The sequence below is a fragment of the Companilactobacillus bobalius genome (genome assembly GCF_002179915.1).
GTDB classification, from domain to species: domain Bacteria; phylum Bacillota; class Bacilli; order Lactobacillales; family Lactobacillaceae; genus Companilactobacillus; species Companilactobacillus bobalius.
In genome coordinates this window covers 314,153-339,060 of the sequence record NZ_MYFM01000001.1, presented here as the reverse complement: position 1 = coordinate 339,060, position 24,908 = coordinate 314,153, and the positions used below count along the sequence as shown (strand labels likewise).

Here is a 24,908-nt window from a genome sequence, read left to right as displayed (position 1 = left end):
AGATTGATTTTCTATGGTCCTGAATAACTTAAGATAGTAAATTTCATATATCACCTCATATATGAGCAAAAGCTCATCTTTTGAATAAGAGTATCAAAAAATAAGCTTAAAAACAGTATTTCGTAAGTAATATTAATTAGAATATTTGCAATAAACATGAGCTAAAACTCATGTTTATGTGATATACTAAATTACTACAAAAAAATATAAATGAAGTGAAGAAATGGATAAAAGAAAAGATACCAGAATCCCTGTTCAAAAAAGAGGTAAAGATAAGAAGAATCGAATTCTTTTAACAGCAAAGAAATTATTCATAGAAAAAAATTATTTTGAGGTTTCAACGAATGAAATTGCAAAACAAGCTGGGGTCTCAATAGGAACACTCTACTCATACTTTTCTAGCAAAGATGATATTCTAGCTGAACTCTTGAATGATTATAATAATTCCTTTTTGCCTATTTTGAAGAAAATAAATAATCAAGAATCCTTTCAGGCGTTTAAAACCGATACTAAATCTTGGTTATCTTATTTAATAGATCAGTTAATTGAGGCGGAAGATAAAAAGTTTCACTTACAAATTGAGATGTTGTCTTTTGTCGTGCCCAAGGTATTCGATCTGCGGAAGAAACATAATGACCAAATTACGGATTTGATCTATGAGTATTTTTTATACTATGCCAATAACACGGCTGTTCATGAAATTAGACTTTTATCTATTATTATTTTCGATTATATATCTGCTCTAGTTGATGAGTTACTATATAATAAACATTCATCTTCCGAAAAAGATGACATAAAAAAGTACGGAATTGATAGCATTTATACTATTATCAAGACGCATTTAAATTAGTATAGAATTTATACACTCTACTCCGCAAAATCAATTAAATACATGATTCTTTATTAAATCGTATTGAGAAATGAATTGATTTTACTTGAAAATTCATTAAAAATAGAGCTTCAACTAGTGAGGCTCTAAATACTGAAATTTTCAGAGTATTTAATGGACAATGAAATGAGTTTAAAGTTATTTGTATTTGTTCTTTTATTTTATTTAACTTGAAAAAGTTATTTTATTTAACTTGAAAAAGTAAGATAATATATTTATTAATAAATGACTTATTGAAAATTTTTTAAGAATGTAGAGGTTTTGTATGACTATACTTTTGGGCATAGGTTTAATAGTTTTAGCAATTTTTGCTATTGTTGGTAATATTAGTAACTCAAAGCAATTTGGCAGGAAAATCATGTCAGATAAATTAATTTTTTATATATTAATGTTGGTTGGTGGCATAGTCTTAATTATCTTCTAATTAATAATTATTAGCAATGAATTAAAAGAGCATCAGATTGGAATGAAGAATTCACAATCTGATGCTCTTTTAAGTCATATTATATTGTTTAATAAACTGGTTTAGTCCTTGAATATCTCTAATGGATAATCTACCAATTCTTTTTATTTTTCCAAGGTATTCTTTATTAATGTTTGCTAAGCTGCCTATGTCAATATATGAGGGCTTATTACACCCTGCTTCTTGCCAATCGGCGATTTTATAGTATTGTCGTTTTATTTTTTCTGACTTGTTTTTGTACTTTGAAGTTATTCTGTATGAAAGTATTTTATTCATTTCATCTTTTAGTACTAAAACGGGCCTTCTTTTACCACCGGGATTATTGTCAAAAGAAATATATATTGTTATCAGGTCATTCTCATTCATCATCAGATAACCATCTCATTGCTTCATCCTTAGATTTGATTTCTCTTACGGGTAATTTATCAACGGTTTTTAATAATTCATTACTAGCTCTTTCTCGATCAGTCAAAGCCAAATTAACAGGATAAGAGTCAGTAGCAACGATTCTTTTGAACAACATTGTTACTGCTGCCGTGGGTGTCATACCCAGATTATTGAGAACCTCTTCAGCATTATCCTTAAGATTTTGATCGACTTGAATTTGAATTCTGGCCTTCTTGGGAGTTTCGTGTTGTTTTCCCATCATAGTATAATTACCGCCTTTTATAAAATTAATACTCAATTAGTAGCTATTTATACTCATATTATAGTATGTATTACTCATTTTGTACAAATTTTAAGTAATGTTTCCCAAGATTTACAATATAAATCCGGCATTAAAGTGCTTAAACTAAAATAGTATAGTCATTATGTTGCCCTCCTTACTTTTAGTTAAATTCGAAACCTGCTTCTACATGTACAAAATGAATTTTTTTAAAAACTTTCAAATATAGTTTCCAGAATCAACAGTTGAATATATCAACTAATTATTCCATACTAACTTTGTAAAGGATGGTATTTTTATGGATAAAGATATTGAAAGAATTAGAGATTTCAATCGCTTCTATGCTAATTACTTTAATCGTTTTGAAAAGGAATTATATCAAGGTTTTCCTTCAATGAATGAAGCTCGAGTTATGGCTTTTTTACACTTCCATCAGTCTAGTACAGCTACCGATATTCAAAATGAACTGGTTTTTGATAAAGGTCAGCTAAGTAAGATGTTGACAAAGCTGGAGAAAAAAGGCATTTTGAAGCGCACTCTCAATCCTGAAGACAGACGACATTATCTTTTGGATTTAACTGATTCTGGTGAAGAGTTACATAAAGAACTTGCTGACAAAGCGAGAGCTTACTTAAAGGATGCTTTTAAGGATTATAATCCTTCTGTTTTAAAAATTATTGCTGATGACGTATCTGAAACACAGACGCTTTTTCAACAAACAGAAAATATTAAGATTCGTCGTGGTAATATGACTGATTTGGGTTTTATTGCTGATTTACATAGTCGAATTTATTCTACCGAAATACCGTTCAATCCAATTTTTCATAAGTATGTCTTACAAGCTTTAGCTGAATTGACGGATGACATATCAAAAAGTCTTATCTGGATTGCTCAGTTAGGCAATCGAAGAGTTGGAACGGTTTCTCTAGTGCTAGATACAACTGGAAAATATCAATTACGTTGGTTCGCGGTTGATCCTGACTATCAGGGTTTGGGGATTGGAACCAAATTGCTGGACACCTTAATGGATCAAGTTAAATTGGATAGTATTGATGAAGTCTATCTTTGGACAGTTGATGAGCTCGTGGGTGCGCGGAATCTATACAGAAAATTCAAATTTGATTTGAGTGAATCGAAAGTAAATAATGATTGGTCCGATCACCCTATTCATGAAGAAAAATGGTTATACCTGAAGGAGAATGAAATTATGGCTGATGAAAAGACAGAATTAATGCGTTTAATCGATACTGCTTACAATAATGTTCAAGATAATAAATATGAAGGGTTTAGAAAAGAATTATTGAAGTATTATACGGCTTTAAACAATGATGAGGATTATATTAAGATAATGCTCGGTTTAAGGTCAGCATTATTACAAGCTGATTTAACTTTAAATCTTAAGCAACGTATTTCAGGGTTGCCAAGTGAATATAGCGATATATTTAAATTCATTGAACCACAACTAAAGAAAGTCGATTCAAAAACTATAGATAAATATTCTCGTTATGGATTTGTTCCTCTTAAGTTAGGTAGTACGGTCAAGTATTTCCAAACTGTAAATAAAAATATACTTTGAAATGGATACTTAAGAATTGAAGTCGGTTTAATTAATATGTCTAATTACATAAATATAGTCAGGCATAACTGTGTGTATTTGTTTTCCTATTTCATTTAATGTTAGTAAATTATTTGAGTTGTTAATTCAATTGTTATTATAAAAAAGATTCCATTTGGTATGCGCAAAGCTATTGAGTTTATTTATCATAATAAGCGTCTCCTTTAGTTTTTGAAGTGTTTGACTTCAGTACTTACATATCCTATAACTAACGAAAATGATTTTGTATAATGAAGTAACGACTACCCACACAGCAGGTGATTTTTTGTTTCACACGCTTTAGTGTACTCAACTGGTCCTTTAAAGGCATAGCCAAGAATGCTTTTCGCATAAGTTCAACAGATTGTTTTCTCATAATCCGTATTTTTCTAATTTGAAAAAAACATTGATAATTTTGAAAAGATCTATTGGACCGTGATTTTTATCTGTAAATAATTTATTTGAATAAAAATCTATACAATAAAATTTACCATTTTTTATAATAAGATATTGAATTGAATTAAAAAGTTGTTTCTCAATGGTCTTTAACTTCTTTTTATCGTCCAACTTATTACTTTTAATAAAAATGAGCAAGTTTGTTAATGCGAGTCCACCCATACCATTCCAAATAGCATTTGATTTTGAATAGTCAGAGTTAATTGTATCTACAAATTCATCAATAATTTCTTGATAACAATTGAAATGACAAATTGCAAATAAGAAACCACTAACGCCATCAAAAAGGTATGGGGATATTTTTAAATAATCAGAGTATGATAATAGATTTGTTTTCCCCTGGAAGCTAACTTTTCTGTCTAAAATTTCCCTTATTAATCGATTTTTACAAGCTATTAGTTTTTTATCTTCTGGGAATTCACTAATTAACAACAAATAACCTGATATACCATTTAAACCGATACTTAAATCGCCTAGTGATTCATTTTTAATATACTCAATCAAAGTTCTTTCAGAAATATTATTCATTAATTTGAATAATAAAACTTGATTGGATCCAAGAAGAATTTTTTCATTCTTTATCGAATTATATACGATATCTTCTAAAGCTTTTTCTGGGTTATAATCCGCTGTATCATTTTTTAGTGTGTTTATGGCATCATCTAATAAAAGGATACTTTTATTTATAGTTGGGTTCTTAGATGTCATAATGTATACCAAAAAGGTCAATACTTGAGGATTGATTCTCATTTCAAAGCATCTTTCTAACATCATATAAAGAGCTTTATAAATATCATCGGTTGATGATGCGAGAAAATTGAAATCACCAAATAAATACATGAATAGTAGTCCAGCTCGTCGAATATCTTTTAACGCATTGCTGTCTTTTTCAAATGAAGTTAACCAATATATTGGAACCTTAGAGTAATCTTTACTTGGAATTCGTTTCAAAGAATCAAGATCTAATAGGTATGTATTTTTTTCGTCCCATCCAATGTTCTTATCGGAGATATCAATATTTTCGTACCCTAATAGATGAACTCTTTTTATATTGACTAGTAATGAGCGTTCGATTGCTAATATATTTATTAATGCCTTACTTTTATTTTCAGCAACAGATGGCCCTTTATTTGCTTGAAACCCTGATAATGAGCCATTAGTTTTATTTTTATAAATGAAAAATAAGGAAAACTTTTCTTCAATTCTTTCTATCGGAATTGGACCATTTAAAAATCCCTTCTTTCTTAAAAGTATTGATAATTGATATTCGTTCTCGCGATTTCTTAATTTTCCTTGATTATCAATATATTTTCGAGCCTGTTTGACAACAACTTGTTCATTATTAAATCGTGATTTACCAATATAGACATTTCCATAATTCGATTTCTTAATAATTCCATTAAGCAGATATTTTTTTAATAATCTCCCACCTTCAAAATATGCCGAATCCTGAAATGGATCCTTGATCCAACTTGGCAAATGAAAATATGGCTTTCTGTCATCAATGAATTCTTCACCGTCTGGACCAAATATTATATTTCCATCCTTTGTGTTTAGTTTAATTTGTCCATAACGATAAAAAACATTTTTAGACGATTTGTACGAGCAATCTGTCAATATTTGTGGGCCTGCATATTTTTTTAATTTGTTATCTAAAAACTCCAAAAGAAATTTAGATTCATTTAAATTTTTCGGATAGATTGTAATTAGTTTTCCTAGTTGTGCTTCAGGGATGCGATCACTTAGGAACAATTGTACATTCTTAAACTCGTTAATAAATTTAAAATTAATTTTCCTATTAACGAGTTCAGGTATAACTATTTTTAATATATCAGGATACTCTTTTATGTTGCTAGAAATATGAATTTTCCAAAAATCATCCCTTATGTTTTGTTCTTTAAAACTTACATAAGTAAAAAATTGGGAACTATACATGTTGTAATTTACTAATTTCTTAGGTGAGTAAAAATGTTTCATGGCTTGATTCTCCCTTGCTTTTTACCCAGATAATATCTTGAATAAATTCTTTTATAAAGTAAAATGCTTTATTATTTGATTACACTGATTATAATCAGTATTAAATAATCAAATGGAAGATATTTTCTATTATTTTTGTTTGATTATTTAACTTATTAAAGAATTAGGAGATACTTAAAGATGACAAATAAATTATTAACTGAAAAGCAAGAAGTTATCAAAGACAATGAAAATTCATGTAGAATTATTTTAACCTTATTACCTGATATGAGTGATAAAGGTCAGAGAATCAAAATAACAAACACCCCAGATAAGAAACTTTATGATTCTATTTTTTGTGAGAATACTGTAGATTGCTAATCTTTGTACACATATATTTGTTTTAATCATTAAATTAAAGGTCCATAATTCACAACTGCTTTATTGTGGATTATGGACCTTGTTCTTATAATAAGTCGTTAAAATAATTATTTAATAGCATTTCTATTCATGATTAGAAAAAATATATAATTCAAAATCTGTTAAATGAGGTTAATGTTACTATGATTAAGACAATGATGGACAACCACCGCAAAATGACCGTATTAGTTATCTTTTTAGCAATAATTTCCAGTGCTATCCAAACTAGCTCCAATTTAATATTAATTTATGCAATTAATGCAATTGTGGCTCATAAACTAAATTTATTTATTAAAAAGCTGGTGATTATGATTCTTCTTTATTTACTTTTCTGGATGACTGGATACTATAAAAATGTATTAGAGGAGATTTTGATTCAACGAGAAAATCACCGTATTCGTAATAAATATATTGATAATCAGATTATCAAGTCCTTTAGTGATAAAATTTCTACTGATAAATCAATTAATTTGTTAACCAGTGATATCTTACTTTATGATCAACAATATTTACAGGGATTTTTTAAGTTATTTAATTGTATTTTTGGAATTCTTTTCGCATCAACTGCTTTAATTATTTTGCATTGGTCCCTTTTTTTATTATCAATTATTATGATAATCTGTTTAATAATGTCTCCAAAATTAGTCGGCCATCGTCTTCAAAAGACAACTAAGAAAATTTCGGAATGTAACAATGATCTCCTTAAAACTCTTAATGATTGGTTTGCTGGCTCTCAAGATCTATTGTGGAATAATGCTATTATCCAACTCTGGAAACATTCTAGACCAGCCTTTGATGATTTAGAGAATTCCTATGTTGATCAAAAGCGGGCTCAACAAACAGCAATTCAATTTGGTGCTTTTATCAATATACTTTCACAAGCATCTATTATTTCTTTAGCAGGTATTTTGGCTATCCATGGGGTTGTTTCCCTGGGGGTTGTAATGAGTGCAGGAAATTTAGCCTTTCAACTCTTTGGAGCTGTTTCAATAGCGACTAACAGTATTATTCTTTTACAATCAGGAACAGGATTACGAGATAAATTGAAAAGGGCAATAAGTCCTTATTCATATGATAGTAATAGCACTAAAATAACTTTCAACGATGTAAAGACAATTACGGCTCATGATTTGTCATATACCTTTAAGAATGGGAAAACTATTAAATATCCCGATTTTCACGTTGAATATGGAGATAAAGTTTTGATTACTGGGCCAAGCGGAAGTGGGAAAACTACTTTAATTAATTTATTAAGCGGTCATTTAAAAAATTACAATGGTTCTTTAACTTTAAACAATTATAGATATTCATCTCTAAGTAATCATTCATTACTAAATGTAATTGGGATACAACCACAATATTATCATATTTTCAATGACAGTATTGTAAATAATATAACTCTATATGATAACAAGTTCAGTCATGCTGATGTGCTGAAGTCATTACGTAGTGCTCAATTATTTGACAAGATATCTTCACTACCAGATGGTTTGGATACTAAAATAGGTAAAACTAGTAATGTACTCTCAGGTGGAGAAATGCAACGAATCTCCTTGGCACGCTTTTTTATTAGGAAGAAAGTCATGTTAATTGTGGATGAAGGGACTTCAGCTCTGGATAAAAGTAGAGCCGAAGATGTGATGCGTCTATTGACGAATCGTCCCAATCTGACACTATTCGTCATTACCCATAGTACTGATAAGAAAATTCTCAATATGTTCAATAAGCATATTGAGCTTAACTGATTGATTAAACTGTGTCCTCAATAATATATAACTTGAAAATTTTTATCTTGTCTAATTGCGTAACTAGCAGCATCACTGCATAAGAATAAAACTACTTGAACCACTTCTTCAGGATGAGCTAGCCTGCCAATTAGAATTTCTCTAATAAGATCATCCATTTCACCCTTTTCAGTTTCATCCATACGATCAACCATCGGTGTATGAATAATATCAGGGCAAACATCATTTATTCTAATTCCATCTTTAGCATATTCCAGAACACTACTCTTAGTTAATCCCAAAACACCGTGTTTAGAAGCGTGATAAGCAGTTCTTCCGGCGGTTCCAACTAATCCTCCATGGAAGAACAATTTACTATTGCATCTTTAGAATATTGTTTGCTCATCTGCTTTAATTCATATTTCATAGATAAGAAAATACCCTTTAAGTTAATATCTAGGACTTTGTTATATTCATCTAAAGATAAATCTTCAGTTTTAGTAACTGGACTTTGAATACCGGTATTATTATAAGCGTAGTCTAGGTGACCAAATTTTTTAACTGTAAAATCAACCATGGCTTTAACGTCAGACTCTTGTGATACGTCACATTCGAAAGAAATTGCTGAATAGCCTTGTTCCGTTAATCTTTGTGCTTTTTTCTTTGGCTTATGTCTTCTGGCTAGAATAACGTTAGCTCCTGCTTTAGCAAATAATGTTGCCGCACTCAAGCCAATGCCTGTTCTTGCTCCTGTAACAATTACTACTTTATTATTGAAATTATTCATATCATTTTACCTTCCTAGTTTTTTGCTAATAATTTTATTTCTTGCTGATCAATGATTTTATTTTTCAGTGAATCTCTAAATTGATTGTAAAAAAATCCATTTTCCAAGTCCGTTGATTTATTTAATGCATAAACAGTAAGTGTATATGCGTGTGGTTTATCCGGTGGGACTGGTCCAGCATAATGATTTATCACATAATCATCATTTAATGTGTAAAACTGAAAGTACCAAGTATTCTTACCATGTGGACCAGTAAAATTACGACTAAAATCTTTCAGTATATTGTTTTGAACAGGAATATCTGAAAGCTTGCTATGTTTATCAGGTAGAAAACCATTATTTAATTCAACTGTTATTTTCATATTTAATTTTCTCCTTATATTTAACTTTTTGTTTATACCGTTATTATCTTACTTGCTCACAATTACTAGTATATAAGGATCAATAGATATTTGAAAAATTTAATAATCGATGTACTATCAACTATAGGTTTATACTGACCGTGGAGGACAACTACAATAATGGATATTACACAACTACAAACATTTGTTAGAGTTAGTCAGTATGGTAGTTTCACCAAGGCTGGCGAACAAAGTTTTATTTCGGGAACAGCAGTCATGAAACAGATTAATCGTTTAGAGAGTGAATTGAATCTGACACTTTTCATACGTAAAGCCACCGGAACCGAATTGACGGTTGAGGGCGAAAGATTTTTACCTTATGTCAAACAGATTCTAAGTTTATTGGATACGGCCGTCGAAGAAACTAGAAAAGCATCCCTTTCAGGACAAAATATTATTACCGTGGGGACTTCGATTTTGCATCCGGCGGAACCTTTTATGGATATTTGGAAAAAAATAACCACACAAATGTCGGATTTTCAGGTCCGAATTGTGCAGTTACAAGAAGATATGCAATCAAAAAACCGTGAATACGCTATGCTAGGAAAAAGTTGCGACTTAATAGTAGGAACATTTGATAATGCAACTTTGAAACAATCGTTCAAGGCTCTTCCATTGGGAGAATATGATTTTGGTATTGCTGTAAGAAGTGATAATCCCTTGGCAAGGTTAAGTGAAATAACATTTGACGATCTCAAGGGAAAATCTTTATTAAGTGTGCCAATGGGAATTAGTGATACTAACGATCAACTACGAAAAATAATCAATGATAAGTATCCACAGATTAAAGTAGTAGAAACCATTGGTCGGTATGATATGAATACCTTCAATCAAGCAGTTGAAGAAAATATTCCTCTGATCACAGTAACACCATGGAAGAGTATCCACCCTAATCTTGTTTCAATACCGTTAAAGACTGATGTTCATGTGCCCTATGGTATTCTGACTACAAAGTTACCTGGTAGCAATGTTGAAGAATTTTTAATGAAGATAACACGATTATTACAGAAAAAATCACCCTCAATCTAAAAATAGATAAAATTGAGAGTGATTTTTTGTTAGTGAATTGCTTTTTTCAAAACTCTAAAGCGAATGAATTTACCTAATTCAGTAATGGCTAGAACAATAACACCAGCCATGATTGGGATAAACCAGCCGTAGTAGAAATTAATATTAGTTGTTTCAAAAATTGATTGCATAAATGGCAAGTAGATAATTCCTAACTGTAGAACGATTAGGATTGCAACGATTATGAATGCCATCTTATTTTGGAAGAAGTATTTAGAAACGACCGGATGATCATTTCTCAAATTGAATAGATAGAAGATCTTACCAAAAATAATGATGTTCAATGCCATTGTACTACCTACGATTGCTGGCAAACCTTTACCAGTTAAGAAATCGAAGGCCCAGATACCTAATCCGGAAATCAATAGAGAAACATAAACTATTTCGAAGGTATCTAATTTGGTTAACAGCCCTGCTTTAACATTTCTCGGACCACGTGCCATAATTCCGGCTTCTGGTGGTTCAAAGATGAACGCAAATTGAATCGTTAAAGCTGAAACCATATTGATCCAAAGTAACTGTGCTGGATAAAGTGGTAATTCTTGTCCCATTAAAATACTGATAACAACAATTAAACCTTCAGCAAAACTAGTTGGTAATAAGAAACGAATTGTTTTACGAATGTTATCGAAGACATGGCGTCCTTCACGTACGGCTACAACGATATCGGAGAAATCATCATCGGCTAGAACCATGTTAGCTGATTCCTTAGCAACTTCGGTACCCTTGATACCCATAGCAACGCCAATATCTGCTTGTTTCAAGGCTGGTGCATCATTGACACCATCCCCTGTCATGGAGACAACGTGATCATTAGCCTGTTGAGCTCTAACAATACGTAATTTATTAGCAGGAGTTGTTCGTGCAAAGACATTATAGTCGTCAATCTTATCTTTTAATTCTTCATCAGACATAGCGTCAATTTCTGGACCAGTAATAGCCTTAACAACGGAATCTAGGTCTAACTTTTTAGCAATGGCAGAAGCTGTATCAGGATGGTCACCGGTGATCATCTTGACCTTTATACCGGCCATTCTTAATTCATGAATTGATTTTCTAGCTTCCTCACGAGGTGGGTCGATGATTCCAACCATCCCTGCCATATTAAGGTTTTCAATAAGATCCTTAGAAATGCTGTCGACAGATGAATCAACTGTTTTATAGGCTAAAGCTACAACTCTAAGACCGTCAGTTGATAGTTCCGTGATTTTTTCATTCCAATAATTCTCATCAGTTCCCTGTTTAGAAGCATTGATGATAGTTGTTGGTGAACCTTTAACCATGAGAATCCTTTGATTTTCAAAATCGACTAATCGAGCTGAATATCGAAAGGCTGAATCAAATGGTAATGAATCAATTTCATTTACTTCAGGGTCTTTACCTGTCAACTTACGATAAAGTGTAGTTAAGGCGCCATCGGTCGGTTCACCAGTTAGTTCCCAACGATTATTTTCAAAATGTAATTGAGCATCGGTAGTTTGACCAGCAATATTGACTAACCATTTCATACCTTCATCTTTTTGCCAGTCATATTTTTTAGTACCTAATTCCAATTCACCATCGAAATCAAGACTACCGTTAGCATCATAACCGACACCAGTAATACTAAAAGTATGTTCTGCCGTGACAGCTTTTTTAACAGTCATTCCATTTTTAGTTAGAGTACCTGTCTTATCAGTATTAACGATATCAACGGCACCTAAAGTTTCAACAGCGGGTAATGACTTAACAATTACCTTACGCTTAGTCATCTTACGTGTTCCCATAGCTAAAACAACTGAAGTACTTGCAGGCAATCCTTCAGGCATAGAACCAACGACCATAGTGATAACTGAGATCAATAAGGTTGGTAAGCTATAAGTATCAAGGAAGTACCCAACCACGAACAAGAGTACCGCAGTAATTACAATGGCAACTGACAAACCGAAGCCCAATGAGTTCAAGTTACGCATTAGTGGTGTTGGTTTCTCTTTAACTGTTTCAACGGAATCTTGAATTTTACCAATTTCGGTATCACCGGCAGTAGCAATAACAATACCTAGACCAGAACCACTGGTAACAGCAGTTGAAGCAAAGACCATATTTTGACGTTCGGCCAAGGGTAACTTGTCCTGATCCATTGATTCTTCAATCTTATTAACTGGATTAGTCTCACCAGTTAAAACAGATTCTTGGATACTTAAGTTATCGGCGGAGATTAGTCGCATATCAGCTGGAACAGCATCTCCGGCTTCTAGGTTGACTAAATCTCCAACAACTAAGTCACGAGCATCTAATTCTAATTTCTCGCCATCTCTGAAGACAAAGTTCTTAGAGACCAGCATTTCTCGAATTTTTTCTAGAGCATTACCGGCTTGCTGTTCCTGAATATAACCGATGATTGCATTGGCTATAATAACAAGTCCGATAACAACTGAATCGGAGTAACGGTGCATTAAGAAAGTCATAATAGCTGCGGCGGCCAAAATATAGATGATACTATTGTTGAATTGCTTAATGAATTGAACGAATTTAGAAACTTTCTTGGCTTCTAACTCATTTTTACCATTCTCTTTGAGGCGCTTTTCAGCTTCAATAGCAGTTAACCCATTTTCAAGGTCAGTTCCGTATATCTTGTGTAATTGTGTTTCGTTTAATTTCCAAATTTTTTCCCTGTGACTCGGGGGAAGATCCGCTTGGGATTCTTCATCGTTTTGGTACGAATTTTCATCTAGCATTTAATATTTCTCCTAATTATATCTATCTGATGTATTTTGATATTTAATCAAAGTTAGAAAGACCAATTTTCTCACATCCCTTTCAGTACAGTATTTAAAAACTAATTAACTGTTCCTTATATGATTAATATATAATATTTTATCTTAATAGTGTTAATAAGTAACTAATAAAATTCTAATGATCAAAATATATCTTCCTTAATAATTGTTTCATTTAATCAAATAGCCTAAATCTGTTTGTTATGAAACACAATTATTCAGAATGTCTCTTATCTGTCAGATTTGATAAATCTGCTTGTATTCAAAGCGAGTTTTAATTTGTATGATGATGACATCAATTAATCGAGGTATTTAAAGTGACTAACAAACAATCAATTAAAATTCATATATTACATACAGGACTAGTAAAAGTGGACAAGGCTTTACCCTTTAATGGTCAATATCGTAATCCTTTAGCTTTTACCGGTTTATTCCGTTCAGAAAAGAATCAAGTTGTGTTACCCGTTTCTAGCTATCTAATTGAACATCCTAAAGGACTGATTCTAATCGATACGGGTTGGAACAAGTTGGTTAGACAGAGTAACTGGAAAGAATTAGGACCACAGGTACAAATCAATACCGGTTATCTTCCCCAAGGCTGGTCAGTTGATGAACGTCTTCAAAAACTTGGTTATAAACCTTCAGACATAGATTATTTACTGTTGAGTCACTTACATTGCGATCATGTCAGTGGCCTGAAGCAAGTTAAGAATGCTAAAAATATTCTTGTATCACAACCAGAATGGGGAATTGCTAATCGTTTACCAATGGTTTACTTACCTCACGAATGGAAAGGGGTTAATGTGCAGACCTACAAGTATGATCATTCTGATATTGGTCCCTTTGGTGAAAGTTTTGATCTTTTTGGTGATGGGAGCATTATACAAATCCATACGCCAGGTCACGCCACAGGAATGTCGGCAACTATGGTTAAAGGCAATGATGGTAAATATGTCCTTTTAGCAGCAGATACTGGATATGCTGCCCGTTCATGGGAAGAAATGCTGACACCAGGTATCTGTACTAGTCGAAAGGATGCCATAACTTCCTTAGGTTGGATTTGCGAACAAGCTCATAGTAAAAGGTGTATAGCCGCAATTGCTAACCATGATCCTAAAGTTGATTCTCAAATCATAGAACTACCCTATTGATTTTTTAACTAATCCATTCATGAATTTGGAAATTTCTTCTTGATGACCATGTTTGAGTGACCAAAGAATCGCTGTTAAAGCACTATTAGCATAAAAGTCGCTCAAAAAATCATTTGGAACTTCTATTTTAATCTGTGATGACACTTTAACAAAATACTGTTTCAAAAGTTTAAAATAAGTAGCTTTTAAATTATCCTTAACATCAGATATTTCTACCAGTGTAGTGATTACTTTACTATCTGGAATAAGACTGTTGTATAGATTAAGTAACAGTTCATCCTGACTTAATTGTTCTATCCTGTCAGAAAGAAGATCATTGAATTTTTCAGTCTGATTATGATTCATTTGCGCTAACAGATCATACTTATCCTGATAGTGATGGTAAAAGGTACTGCGACCAACTAGACTGGCAGTACATATGTCATTCACCGTAATTTTTTCAAAAGTTTTATCCTGTAATACTTGAATAAATCCATTTTGGATATCTCGAATTGTTTTAATTACTCTCAAATCTTCAGTCATTTGTTTACCTTTCTGATTTTAACTTCTAAAACCACCTTACTGTTTTGGAAAAAACAAAGCAATATAAAAAATCCTTACAATTATTCTGTAAGGATTTTTTGATGATTAGAGATCGTGTTCAATCTCTCGAATATGATGAAGCATATTATCTGTACCAGGTTTACTGATACCAAAACTTTCACGTTGATATTTCTCAGGATCATTAATGATTTTAATAACAAAGTCAGCGATGCTACTTCTGGAAATCATAGTTCCCTTAAAGGTTTCGCCTTTTTTAGTTAGTTCATAATCAATTTCAGCATCATCAGTCATATAGGCAGCACGGATAATGGTATATGATAGTTGACTACTTTCAATAATCTTGGCGGCACGTCTCGTGTCTTCTTTTGAAGCGTGTCCAACATAATTTTCAACCCATGAACCAAAAGGATCAGGCACTTCGTGATAAAGTCCAGAGCCAGTTATCCAGATTAACTGTGTTACTGAATTTTGTTGCATTGCGAAAACAATGTTTTGTGCCCATTGTTCCATTTGACCATTGAGGTTGGCATAAACTAGATCTTGACCAGCAATTATCTTTGTCAAAAGGTCTTTGTTGCTGACATCCCCTTCAATTACGGTTACATTATTGTGATTCTTTAAAGAATCCAAACGATTAGCGTGTCTTAAAATCAAAGTTAATTGATAATCGGGGTTATCTAGAAGCCTTTTCTCTACAATACGAGCAATCTTACCGTAAGCTCCTAAAATCAATACTTTTTTCATATGATGTTCTCTCCTATTCTATAGAGAATTCTATATCGGTATCTCCCAATTGATTAAAGAAGGAGATGTCATCTTTAATATGACCAATCTTTTGTAAATCGCCGATTACTTCGCCGGTCTGTTTGTAAAAGATGACAAAGCTATGGCGTGGTGCCCAATAGGCAATATCACCTACTTCATAACCGCTAGTTTTGGCTTTCTTGGCAGGCAAAGCTGTCTTAAAACGATAAGTCATTTCACGTGAGTAAAGGTTCATCATTGATACTTTTAATGGAAAATGAGTCATGATGGCTCTAGATGTATCGTTGTCGTCAAAATTGGCAGTCAATTCTTGATTATTAATAATTAATTTTACTTTTGTCATTTATTTTCTCCCAAATTAATAAAAAGATGGTTTGTCCCATTCAGTATTTGGTTCTACAACACCGATACTTTGTTTAACGTAGAGTGTTGGTTGTTTAACAATATCGGTTATCAATTTAGCAACAGCTTGACGTGTTACTTGAGTTCCCTTCATCGGTTGACCCTGAGGAACTACTTGATAGTTGTAATTACCATCTTGGTTATAAAGCCATGTCATTCTAAAGAAAGTGTAGTTTAATCCACTATTATCAATAACAGCAGCGGCTTGTTTGATAATGGTATAATCTCCCATCATACGAGCATTCCATTGTCCGAATTTCCCAGCGACTTCATCGTAAATACCGAGACCACCGGCAACAATCAAACGACTAACTTTTTTCTGTTTCATAGCTTGAACGACATTTTGATTTGCCTCTACAAAGTGTCCTGTGGCTAGGTAAACTATATCTTGTCCGGCAATAGCGTGCTTGAGGTCCTCTAGTTCATTCCAGTTACCATCGAAGAGTGTTATTCGAGAATTGTCATTGAATTGTGCTAAGCGTTTATTAGCATTTCTAGCGAATAATGTCAGATGAACATTAGTTTCTTTCAACAGCATGGGAATCAAATATTTAGAAATATTACTTGTGGCGCCTAATAAAATAACGTTTTGCATTTTATTCTCCTTAATTATCCTTGTTTAGTTGGGTATACAGTAAACTCATTTACGTTAACATCTTCCGGTTGATCGATAGCAAAGTTGACTACACGGGCAATGGCGTCAGGTGTGATACCGACTGATTGATAAAGCTTGTCCATTCCTTGTTTAGCATTCTTATCAGTAATATGTTGTAGTAATTCGGTATTGATGGCAGCTGGATAAATTGTAGCAGTACGGATATTAGTGTGTTCTTGAGCGCTCTCCATACGGATGACTTCCATTAAATTTCTAACGGCAAATTTAGTAGCACCGTAAACACCTGATCCAACAAAACTCTTTAAACCAGCAACGGATGAGGTTGTAATAATTTGACCATGTTTTTGAGATGTAAAATCGGGCATAACTGCTGCCACGCCATTAAGGACACCTTTCAAGTTAACGTCAATCATGGCGTTCCATTCATTAACCTTTAGAGCACTGATTGGGGATGTGGGCATAATTCCAGCATTGTTATAAATAACATCGATAGTTCCAAATTTTTCTTTGGCTAGGCCAACTAAAGCTTTCAAATCTTCAGGTTCAGTAACATCGGTAACACGATAAGCAGCTTGTCCACCGGCTTCGATAATATCCTGACTAATTTCTTGAAGACGAGATTCACGTCTAGCTCCTAAAACAACTTTGGCACCGTTCCTAGCTAATAGTTTAGCTGTGGCTTCTCCAATACCTGATGATGCTCCTGTAATAACAACGACTTTATTTTCTACTGACATATTAATGTCCTCCTAATTTTTGTTTAAAATATGATTGTAATTAACGACGTTCATTTGTTTCTTGCTGTGTTTATTGAAAACAATTTTTTCATCATATGGTGCAAGCCGAATTGTTCGTTTACCGACTATCTTCCAGGTACCAGAATAAATATTGGTGATACCATGTTGATTTTCTTTCCATTTATGATTTTTAGTAAAAGTAATTTTTTGATGAAGATCTTTGTTGTGATGATTGACCCAGGTGCCGACAATGTCTTGATTAGTGATTTTATGTACCTGACTAGTATTTACGTTGTTCTTGCTGGCCGAGATATCATCTTTGGGTCCAAATTTGATACTGATAATCAATAAAATTCCGAATACCAGTAAAGTACGGATGATGTATTTTAACTTTTTGTTCATTCTCATTTCCTTTCTTTCATATCTCCTTGATTACAAATACTAGTATAGTCGGATATTAACTTATTTGAAGAATCTGATAATTGATATAGTATTAACTAACAGTTGATACTAAAAATACTACTATCCTAATAATGGTTACTTAGAATAGCAGTATTTTTATAGGCCTGTTTGTAAATAAAGAAAAACTAATTAAAGGTTTTCCTTAAAGAAATTAGCAAATTTATCAAATGGAATCAAATTCATTTGATCATATAAGTCAGTATGTGTAGCACCTGGAACAATAACTAACTCTTTTGGATCTTTCAAACGGTTATATGATTCTTCAGCTATATAACGTGAATGAGCTTTTTCACCAGTAACGATAAGGACTGGACGTGGAGAAATCGTTTCAATATGTTCTTGCAAATGGAAATTGTAGTAACCCCATGGAGTTGTGGCAGTCCAAGCTGAAGCTGAATTAACTGAACGGGGATGGAAAGCACGACCACGATAGTAATTAAAGAATTCTTTTGTTACAGAGTCAGCATTAGCTGGTAAGTTTTCTGGAAATAAAGTATCTGATTGAAGTGGTTTGTCATTTCCATCAAATGGCAATTCGTGTAATCCATTAGCAGGTATACCTTTTTCAGCATCCTTCCAACGTTGATTTGCCAAAGTTTGTTTTTCGATTTCGCGTTGTTTCTCAGTTTTAGAATTATTTAATCCCATCCACATAGAATCTGACATATCATACATAACTGATGTGGCAACGGCTTTGATACGAACATCGATTGACGCTGCAGTTAAAACATGACTACCTAAACCACAGATACCAATAGCACCGATTCTTTCACGGTCAACGAACTTCTGAAGTCCAATGAAGTCAACGGCAGCGGAGAAGTCTTCGACAAAAATATCTGGTGAGGCGACATTTCTAACGCTACCAGAACTTTCTCCAGTGGTTGATTGATCAAAAGCTACAGTAACAAAGCCCTTTTCAGCTAATGTTTGAGCATAAAGACCGCTTGGTTGTTCTTTGACCGCACCGAATGGTCCTGAGATAACGATTGCTGGATACTTCTTGTTACTATCAAAGTTTAATGGTGGGTAGAGATGTCCGGCTAGAATGAAACCAAAACGATTTTTGAAACGAACATTTTGAACGTCAATTTCTGGATTAATTTTAAAAACTCTTGTATCATTTGCTAATTTACTCATAATTTATTTTCTCTTTTCTTCTATTATATATCTTGTTTGATTGGACGAATGATAACTTCATTTACATCCATGTTGTCTGGTGAATCAATGGCAAAAGTAACTGATTTTGCAATATTTTGGGCTGACAAACCAATTTGCTTTTCTACTTCAATCTCGGCTTTTTGATTATCAGGATTTTTAATTGATTTATATAATTCTGTAGAAACTGACCCCGGTGAAACTATAGTTGTTCGAATATTGTTGTTGTGCTGTTCTTGACGTAACCCTTCCATAATTGCTCTAACTGCGAACTTGGAACCATTATAGACGGCTAGATTAGGAACAACTACATGTCCAGCTACGGAATCAGTTGCAATAATATGGCCTGACTTTTGCTTGACCATAGTTGGTAGAACAGCCGCAATTCCATTTAGCACACCCATGATATTAACATTTAAAATTTGTTGCCATTCGTCACGAGCACGGTTGATTAATGCATTAACGGGCATTACTCCAGCATTATTGTATAAGACATCGATACGTCCAAATTCATTATTGGCTGTATCTATTAAAGCTTGTACTTCATCAAAGTTAGTTACGTCTACCTTTTGAGTTATGATCTGTTCATCAGGGAATTCGGCTTTTAATTCATTTAGTCGATCTAATCTTCTGGCACCAATAACTAATTTGGCATGATGTTTAGCTAACTCTCTAGTTGTGGCAGCTCCTATACCACTTGAGGCTCCAGTAATAACAATAACTTTATTTTCAATACTCATTTATCTTTCTCCTTTATTTATAATTTTTGCAGGATTACCAGTAACAACACTATAGGCGGCTATATCAGCGGTAACAACTGAGCCGGCAATAACGGTAGCTTCTTTACCAATAGTGACACCAGGTAAAACAGTTACGTGTCCACCAATTTTAGCTCCCTTTTCAATTACGATGGGTTTCTTTTTTGACTTAGTAGAGTAATCTGTTGTCAGCAAAGTTGTGTTAGGACCAATAATTACGTTGTCATCGATTTTGATAGTTCCGATGTCGACCATAGTTACATCACAATTAATAAAAATGTTTTTTCCAAGTTTTATATTGCGACCGTAATCAGTATGAAATGGTAATCTAATTTCATTAGTCGAATCCAATTGATAACCGAATATTTCACTTAGCAATTGATTAGTCTCTTGGGAACAAGTTCGACCAGTATTTAGATGTTGCAGTAAACGTTGATTCTGTTCAACTAATCGTTGGTCAACCTTAAACAGGTCGGTTTGACATGTCATTTAATTGCTCCTTTCAACTGAATGACTATAGTATAAAATGATTTGCTATCTATGTGAAATACTTCTAAAATATGAATAAACATAAATAAAAGTTATAGAAGGAAAAACAAATGGAACTACGAGTTTTACGATATTTCTTAGCTGTTGTTCAAGAAAAAAATATTACTAAAGCATCCGAAAAATTGCTTATCTCCCAACCGGCACTTTCTAAACAGTTATCTGATTTGGAAAATGAATTAGGTGCCCAATTGTTTATTCGTGGACATAGACAAATAACCTTAACGTCCGAAGGCGAATATCTTCGTTCAAAGGCTAGTGAGATTGTTGATTTGGCAGATAAAACTACCGCCAATATTTTAACTGATCAAGTGATTGGTGGGGACTTGACGATTGGTGCCGGTGAAAGTGTTGGAATGAAAAGAATTATTGACGTTATGGGGAATATTAATCGAGATTACCCTGATGTTAAGGTGCATTTAATCAGTGGTGACGCTAATGAGATGGAGAGTAAATTAAACAGCGGTACTCTGGACTTTGCTGTATTCATGGGTGAACGTGACTTAAGTGACTTTAATTATTTACAGATTCCCGAGATAGATCAATGGGGTGTGATTATGCGTCAAGATGCCCCGTTAGCTGCTAAAAAATCTGTGACTTCAAAAGATTTATTGGGATTGCCTATTCTGATTTCTTCACAGGCAAAGACAAATAATCGTTTTGACAATTGGTGGGGAAACCTTGGTCCTAAGATGAATATTATGGGTACCTTCACCCTAGCGTTTAACGCCGAACTATTAGTGGAAAGTAGTCATTCATATATGTTGACGTTTGATCATCTTCTAAGTGACAACGATAGTAAAGTATTAACTTTTCGGCCGTTAGAACCCAAGATAACCGAACCTATTACTGTGGTTTGGAAAAAGAATACTGTCCTATCGAAAGTTGATCAATTATTTGTAAAGAGATTACGTGCTTCACTTAATGAGTGATGATATATTCGAACCGTCCATTCCTAATTGTTTAATCTGCTATGCAGTGGTGCTACTATAACAATGTGCTAAGGGCATAAGACCTCTTTTGTCCATATGTTTCTCCCCTAGATTTGGGAAGAAAAGAATATCATTTTTGTGATCTGTTAAGATTACAAGTCCGTTAAAGTTTAAGATAAACAAGCAAGCTTTGTTTAACTTTAAAGACTAAAAGAAATAATGTGACAGTTTAATTTAAAATAGGTATCCTTACTTAATGAAGCAGTTGCCTAACCCTAAGTGGGATTTGCGTTACATAAATAATATGCTTGAAGCATGAAAAGCTTTTTGTTCATATGTTTCTTCTTTTCCATATTAGAAAAAAGAGACAATTTAAATAAATGTAGCTTTGGAGACCATCCTTTAATATTTTTTAGGATGGTCTTTTTTTATAAGTGCAATATTAAAATCTATATTTTGACTATGCATATGTTCAATTTTTATGAAGTAAGACCCTAATGGGTCTTTTTTACTGTTCAAAATCAGTGATGCTGACAGACGCATTCTACGAAACGAGAATATATAGTTGGTCATTAAAAGAATGAACTGGACCGTAGAATTAAGATTCGTTAAAATTACTTTTTCTCGTCAAAAACAGGGGCTATTTGTAAGAAATAGCCCCTACAAAACATTGACGTAGCAAGCTAAAAAAATTACAATTAATACTTAGGGGTTATTTATTCAATATACTAAATAATAGTCCCTATAACCAAGAAGCCTATTAAACCGGCATTTTAAGTAATTGGCTTCTAAAATCACTATCAATTGTTCTGAATGGAGAAATAATGAAGCAATTAGTTTTACCAATCAAAGACAGTAACATTTTAAGTGAAGTACAAGATACGTTATTACGAAATTTTAAATATGGTCGCAGAAATTATACGATCTTTCAAACTGGCAAGGCTACCCTACTCCGAGTCTCTGATGTTTTAGCTTTGAAGTACAACGATGTCTTTGACAAATATGATGAGTTAAAGAAAACAGCCTTTATCCATGATAAAAAAACTGGCAAGCCCAATACGTTATATTTAAAACCTATTACTCGTGATCTATTGATTTATCAAAAATGGCTGTTAGAGAATAAAGTGAATTCTGAATGGCTGTTTCCGTCAATGCAAAGACCAGAACGACATATAACCGAAAAACAATTTTATAAGGTAATGGCTAAAACTGGTGACTTGTTGAATATTAATTATTTGGGTACACATACAATGAGAAAGACTGGTGCCTATCGTGTGTACGTTCAATCCAATTACAACATTGGTTTAGTGATGAGATTGTTGAACCATAGTAGTCAGCAGATGACTTTAGCATATTTAGGACTTGATCAGGAATCCCGTGAAGCAATGCTTGATCAGATTGATTTTGGATAACGGAAGCTCAATCAAATAATAATATTCTCTATAAGCTTTTCAAATAAAATAGGATTCAGTATTGTGAAATTTCCAATACCGAATCCTATTTTATTATAGTTATAATATCTGCATCATTTAAGGTTACATAACATTAATTAAAATAAGTTGTTTAAAATTGAATTGTTTAATTTATATTTACTGATAACTCTAAACGGCCGATTTTAAATTAACCTTGTCCATCCATGAAAGCAGGATAAAGTGTCATACCACCATCAATAAATAGTGTTACACCAGTTACATAGCTTGATTCATCTGAAGCCAACCAAGCAGCACCGGCTGCAACTTCCTCTGGCTTACCGATTCGATCCATCGGAACCATTGATACAGTTTGATCATATTGTTCTTTATCGGCGAACTTCTTTGCATTGATTGGAGTATTAATAGCACCAGGTCCGATGGCATTAACTCGAATACCGTCTTTTGCATATTCCATGGCAATCGTCTTAGTGAACATCTTTACTCCACCCTTAGCAGCAGCGTAACCTGCAAACGTTGGCCATGGAATTTGTTCGTGGACAGAAGACATGTTAATGATATTACCCTTTTTATTATTCTTCTTGAAATATGCTAGAGCCGTTTTAGAACCTAAGAAAACACCTGTCTGATCAACAGCAATCATCTTATTCCAATCATCTAAGGATAATTCATGAGTAGCTGATTTAATTTCCATACCAGCATTGTTGACCCAAACATCTAAGCCACCAAAGTTATCGAGAGCAGCCTTTAATAATGAAGCATTACCCTCTTCAGTGGCAACATTGGCTTGAACAATCACAGCCTTACCACCATTTTTAATTACTTTGTCTGCTGCTTCTTGAGCACCATTTTCATCGCTGTTGTAGTTGATAACGACCGACTGCGTTCCTTGCCAAAACGTTCTGAAATAGCAGTTCCAATTCCTTTTGAACCACCTGTGATTACTGCTACTTTGTTATTTAGATCTTCATACATAATAAAATTCCTCCAATAAATTTGTTTTAAAAAATAGTTGTTACGATTGCTCCACTAACAATTAGGATCAAACCAATAATTGTTAGTAGTAATTCATGTCTAGTTTTTGATTCATGTAGAAATACCATTCCACCAACGGTCGATAGAACAACTGACAATTGTGAAATGACGAAAGCTGAATTAACACCATTATCACGAACCGATAAAATATATGTAATAGATGCAATCGAGAAAATGAATCCCGCTAGCAAACTTTGCCAACTAGCTTTTTCTTTTAGGACTTGAGGTTGACGAGTAAAAATAATATAAAGTAGAACTGCAATTACCATGCCGACCGATTCCGGTAAAAAGATTGCTAAACCTGATGAAGTCATTGCTCTTGGAATTGAGTTATAAACTAAGAAACCAATTGTTGTTAAGACCAACATGATCACAGTTCTTGTCTGATTATTACTGGGTGCTTTATTGTCCTTCTTGGCTGTAAGTGAAACTCCAACAATCAATAATAAAATTCCGATAATACCAAAGATTTTGGCGTTAGTTGAAGCCCACTCACCAAAAATTAAAACACCGATAAAGGCTGTTCCAATCAACTGCAATCCTGTTGAAATTGGCATCGTTTGTGAAACACCGATTGAACGATAAGCATTATATTGACCAAGTTGACCGATAATCCAAAATCCACCAGCTAAGGCGGCCAAGATAAAACTAGTAATTGAAATACTTGGTCTCATGATTAAAAATACAACGATACTGACAATCAAAGTTCCAATGGCAGTACCAAAGATCTGGTTGATTGGTTTTCCATTTACTCGAGCAACTGCTAACGGTAATATTCCCCAAGCAATAGCAGGTAATAACATTAATACGATATTCATACTGTTCCACTTCCAAAATTTTTTTATATCTCTCTCAAGCGATGAATATAGTATATGTCCATCGTACTAATAAAAAAATTACTAGATAAACATGGTAGTATACGTTTGATGTATGGAGAATATAAAATGATGTTAAGTTTAGTTACTCGCTTTGTTGATGCTTCCACAATCTCAAGCATCAGATAATACTAAAGGATTACATTCGACTAATGATTGAAATTTATCGATTGTGCTTAATTATGTCTCGAGTCAAGTTGTTTGTGATTATTTGATTGTGTATAAAAATAGACTATCTAAACTGTTTTAGATAGCCTATTTTAATTATTAATATACCCTTTGCCAATCCAACTACATTAATTATATAAAAATTGAGATAT

23 protein-coding genes and 2 pseudogenes are annotated in these 24,908 nt (G+C 33.2%); 8 read left to right on the top strand and 17 right to left on the bottom strand.

What is annotated here, in order from left to right; all coding sequences use genetic code 11:
• The first annotated feature begins 223 nt into the window (after positions 1-223).
• The gene (locus LKACC16343_RS01580) at positions 224-850 is read left to right on the top strand and encodes a TetR/AcrR family transcriptional regulator (RefSeq protein ID WP_056952429.1); all 627 of its coding nucleotides are present in this window, start codon (positions 224-226) and stop codon (positions 848-850) included.
• 532 nt (positions 851-1,382) lie between these two features.
• Here LKACC16343_RS01580 and LKACC16343_RS01575 read toward each other — a convergent pair.
• Both LKACC16343_RS01575 and LKACC16343_RS01570 read right to left on the bottom strand, forming a co-directional pair.
• Positions 1,383-1,721, bottom strand: coding sequence for a type II toxin-antitoxin system PemK/MazF family toxin (locus LKACC16343_RS01575; protein WP_056952431.1), 339 nt, complete (start codon positions 1,719-1,721; stop codon positions 1,383-1,385).
• Positions 1,711-2,001: a type II toxin-antitoxin system RelB/DinJ family antitoxin gene (locus LKACC16343_RS01570; protein WP_056952433.1), complete on the bottom strand. Its 291-nt coding sequence runs from the start codon at positions 1,999-2,001 to the stop codon at positions 1,711-1,713. The genes LKACC16343_RS01575 and LKACC16343_RS01570 overlap by 11 nt, the downstream gene beginning before the upstream one ends.
• 316 nt (positions 2,002-2,317) lie before the next feature.
• Here LKACC16343_RS01570 and LKACC16343_RS01565 point away from each other — a divergent pair, with 316 nt between their 5' ends.
• The gene (locus LKACC16343_RS01565; protein WP_056952434.1) at positions 2,318-3,595 is read left to right on the top strand and encodes a bifunctional helix-turn-helix transcriptional regulator/GNAT family N-acetyltransferase; all 1,278 of its coding nucleotides are present in this window, start codon (positions 2,318-2,320) and stop codon (positions 3,593-3,595) included.
• Between the two features lie 390 nt (positions 3,596-3,985).
• Here LKACC16343_RS01565 and LKACC16343_RS01560 read toward each other — a convergent pair whose 3' ends face one another.
• Positions 3,986-6,046 (bottom strand): class III lanthionine synthetase LanKC N-terminal domain-containing protein, encoded by a 2,061-nt coding sequence (locus LKACC16343_RS01560; RefSeq protein ID WP_056952436.1) that lies wholly within the window; start codon positions 6,044-6,046, stop codon positions 3,986-3,988.
• A 180-nt stretch (positions 6,047-6,226) separates the two neighbouring features.
• Here LKACC16343_RS01560 and LKACC16343_RS01555 point away from each other — a divergent pair, with 180 nt between their 5' ends.
• The gene (locus tag LKACC16343_RS01555) at positions 6,227-6,406 is read left to right on the top strand and encodes a hypothetical protein (protein WP_056952438.1); all 180 of its coding nucleotides are present in this window, start codon (positions 6,227-6,229) and stop codon (positions 6,404-6,406) included.
• 182 nt (positions 6,407-6,588) lie between these two features.
• The gene (locus LKACC16343_RS01550) at positions 6,589-8,190 is read left to right on the top strand and encodes an ATP-binding cassette domain-containing protein (protein ID WP_056952439.1); all 1,602 of its coding nucleotides are present in this window, start codon (positions 6,589-6,591) and stop codon (positions 8,188-8,190) included.
• A gap of 17 nt (positions 8,191-8,207) precedes the next feature.
• Here the strand turns inward: LKACC16343_RS01550 and LKACC16343_RS01545 are convergent.
• Both LKACC16343_RS01545 and LKACC16343_RS01540 read right to left on the bottom strand, forming a co-directional pair.
• Positions 8,208-8,956 (bottom strand): annotated as a pseudogene (locus LKACC16343_RS01545) (SDR family NAD(P)-dependent oxidoreductase).
• 14 nt (positions 8,957-8,970) lie between these two features.
• A complete protein-coding gene (locus LKACC16343_RS01540) occupies positions 8,971-9,318 on the bottom strand; it encodes a YbhB/YbcL family Raf kinase inhibitor-like protein (protein ID WP_056952441.1) in 348 nt (115 codons plus the stop codon).
• A gap of 159 nt (positions 9,319-9,477) precedes the next feature.
• On the opposite strand from LKACC16343_RS01540, the gene LKACC16343_RS01535 reads away from it, so the two are divergent.
• Positions 9,478-10,386 (top strand): LysR family transcriptional regulator, encoded by a 909-nt coding sequence (locus LKACC16343_RS01535; RefSeq protein ID WP_056952443.1) that lies wholly within the window; start codon positions 9,478-9,480, stop codon positions 10,384-10,386.
• A 29-nt stretch (positions 10,387-10,415) separates the two neighbouring features.
• On the opposite strand, the gene LKACC16343_RS01530 is transcribed toward LKACC16343_RS01535, so the two are convergent.
• Entirely contained in the window at positions 10,416-13,142 is a 2,727-nt protein-coding gene (locus tag LKACC16343_RS01530; RefSeq protein ID WP_056952445.1) for an HAD-IC family P-type ATPase, read from the bottom strand.
• Positions 13,143-13,498: 356 nt separating this feature from the next.
• On the opposite strand from LKACC16343_RS01530, the gene LKACC16343_RS01525 reads away from it, so the two are divergent.
• Positions 13,499-14,332, top strand: coding sequence for an N-acyl homoserine lactonase family protein (locus LKACC16343_RS01525; protein ID WP_056952447.1), 834 nt, complete (start codon positions 13,499-13,501; stop codon positions 14,330-14,332).
• On the opposite strand, the gene LKACC16343_RS01520 is transcribed toward LKACC16343_RS01525, so the two are convergent.
• The 9 genes from LKACC16343_RS01520 to LKACC16343_RS01480 all read right to left on the bottom strand — a co-directional run bounded on the left by LKACC16343_RS01520 (position 14,321) and on the right by LKACC16343_RS01480 (position 20,259).
• Complete coding sequence (locus tag LKACC16343_RS01520; RefSeq protein ID WP_056952449.1) at positions 14,321-14,854, bottom strand: TetR/AcrR family transcriptional regulator; 534 nt, start codon at positions 14,852-14,854, stop codon at positions 14,321-14,323. The two genes, LKACC16343_RS01525 and LKACC16343_RS01520, sit on opposite strands and share 12 nt — an antisense overlap.
• A 105-nt stretch (positions 14,855-14,959) precedes the next feature.
• Positions 14,960-15,619, bottom strand: coding sequence for an NAD(P)H-binding protein (locus tag LKACC16343_RS01515; protein WP_056952451.1), 660 nt, complete (start codon positions 15,617-15,619; stop codon positions 14,960-14,962).
• Between the two features lie 13 nt (positions 15,620-15,632).
• Entirely contained in the window at positions 15,633-15,983 is a 351-nt protein-coding gene (locus LKACC16343_RS01510; protein WP_056952453.1) for a cyclophilin-like fold protein, read from the bottom strand.
• Between the two features lie 15 nt (positions 15,984-15,998).
• Entirely contained in the window at positions 15,999-16,637 is a 639-nt protein-coding gene (locus LKACC16343_RS01505; RefSeq protein ID WP_056952455.1) for an SDR family oxidoreductase, read from the bottom strand.
• 14 nt (positions 16,638-16,651) lie between these two features.
• Positions 16,652-17,395: an SDR family oxidoreductase gene (locus LKACC16343_RS01500; protein WP_056952457.1), complete on the bottom strand. Its 744-nt coding sequence runs from the start codon at positions 17,393-17,395 to the stop codon at positions 16,652-16,654.
• Between the two features lie 12 nt (positions 17,396-17,407).
• Complete coding sequence (locus tag LKACC16343_RS01495) at positions 17,408-17,797, bottom strand: hypothetical protein (protein WP_087721247.1); 390 nt, start codon at positions 17,795-17,797, stop codon at positions 17,408-17,410.
• Between the two features lie 189 nt (positions 17,798-17,986).
• Complete coding sequence (locus LKACC16343_RS01490; protein WP_056952461.1) at positions 17,987-18,994, bottom strand: alpha/beta hydrolase; 1,008 nt, start codon at positions 18,992-18,994, stop codon at positions 17,987-17,989.
• Between the two features lie 23 nt (positions 18,995-19,017).
• Positions 19,018-19,752 carry an SDR family oxidoreductase gene (locus LKACC16343_RS01485; protein WP_056952463.1) on the bottom strand — a complete coding sequence of 245 codons (735 nt, stop codon included), beginning with the start codon at positions 19,750-19,752 and terminating at the stop codon, positions 19,018-19,020.
• Positions 19,753-20,259, bottom strand: a complete 507-nt coding sequence (locus LKACC16343_RS01480) for an LbetaH domain-containing protein (protein WP_056952465.1) — start codon at positions 20,257-20,259, stop codon at positions 19,753-19,755.
• 110 nt (positions 20,260-20,369) lie between these two features.
• Here LKACC16343_RS01480 and LKACC16343_RS01475 point away from each other — a divergent pair, with 110 nt between their 5' ends.
• Both LKACC16343_RS01475 and LKACC16343_RS01470 read left to right on the top strand, forming a co-directional pair.
• On the top strand, positions 20,370-21,248 hold the full coding sequence (locus LKACC16343_RS01475; protein ID WP_056952467.1) for a LysR family transcriptional regulator: 879 nt from the start codon (positions 20,370-20,372) through the stop codon (positions 21,246-21,248).
• An 824-nt stretch (positions 21,249-22,072) separates the two neighbouring features.
• On the top strand, positions 22,073-22,660 hold the full coding sequence (locus tag LKACC16343_RS01470; RefSeq protein WP_056952469.1) for a site-specific integrase: 588 nt from the start codon (positions 22,073-22,075) through the stop codon (positions 22,658-22,660).
• Positions 22,661-22,868: 208 nt separating this feature from the next.
• On the opposite strand, the pseudogene LKACC16343_RS01465 reads toward LKACC16343_RS01470, so the two are convergent.
• Positions 22,869-23,653, bottom strand: a pseudogene (locus LKACC16343_RS01465) (glucose-1-dehydrogenase).
• A gap of 26 nt (positions 23,654-23,679) precedes the next feature.
• A complete protein-coding gene (locus LKACC16343_RS01460; RefSeq protein ID WP_056952473.1) occupies positions 23,680-24,531 on the bottom strand; it encodes a GRP family sugar transporter in 852 nt (283 codons plus the stop codon).
• Positions 24,532-24,908: the final 377 nt, after the last annotated feature.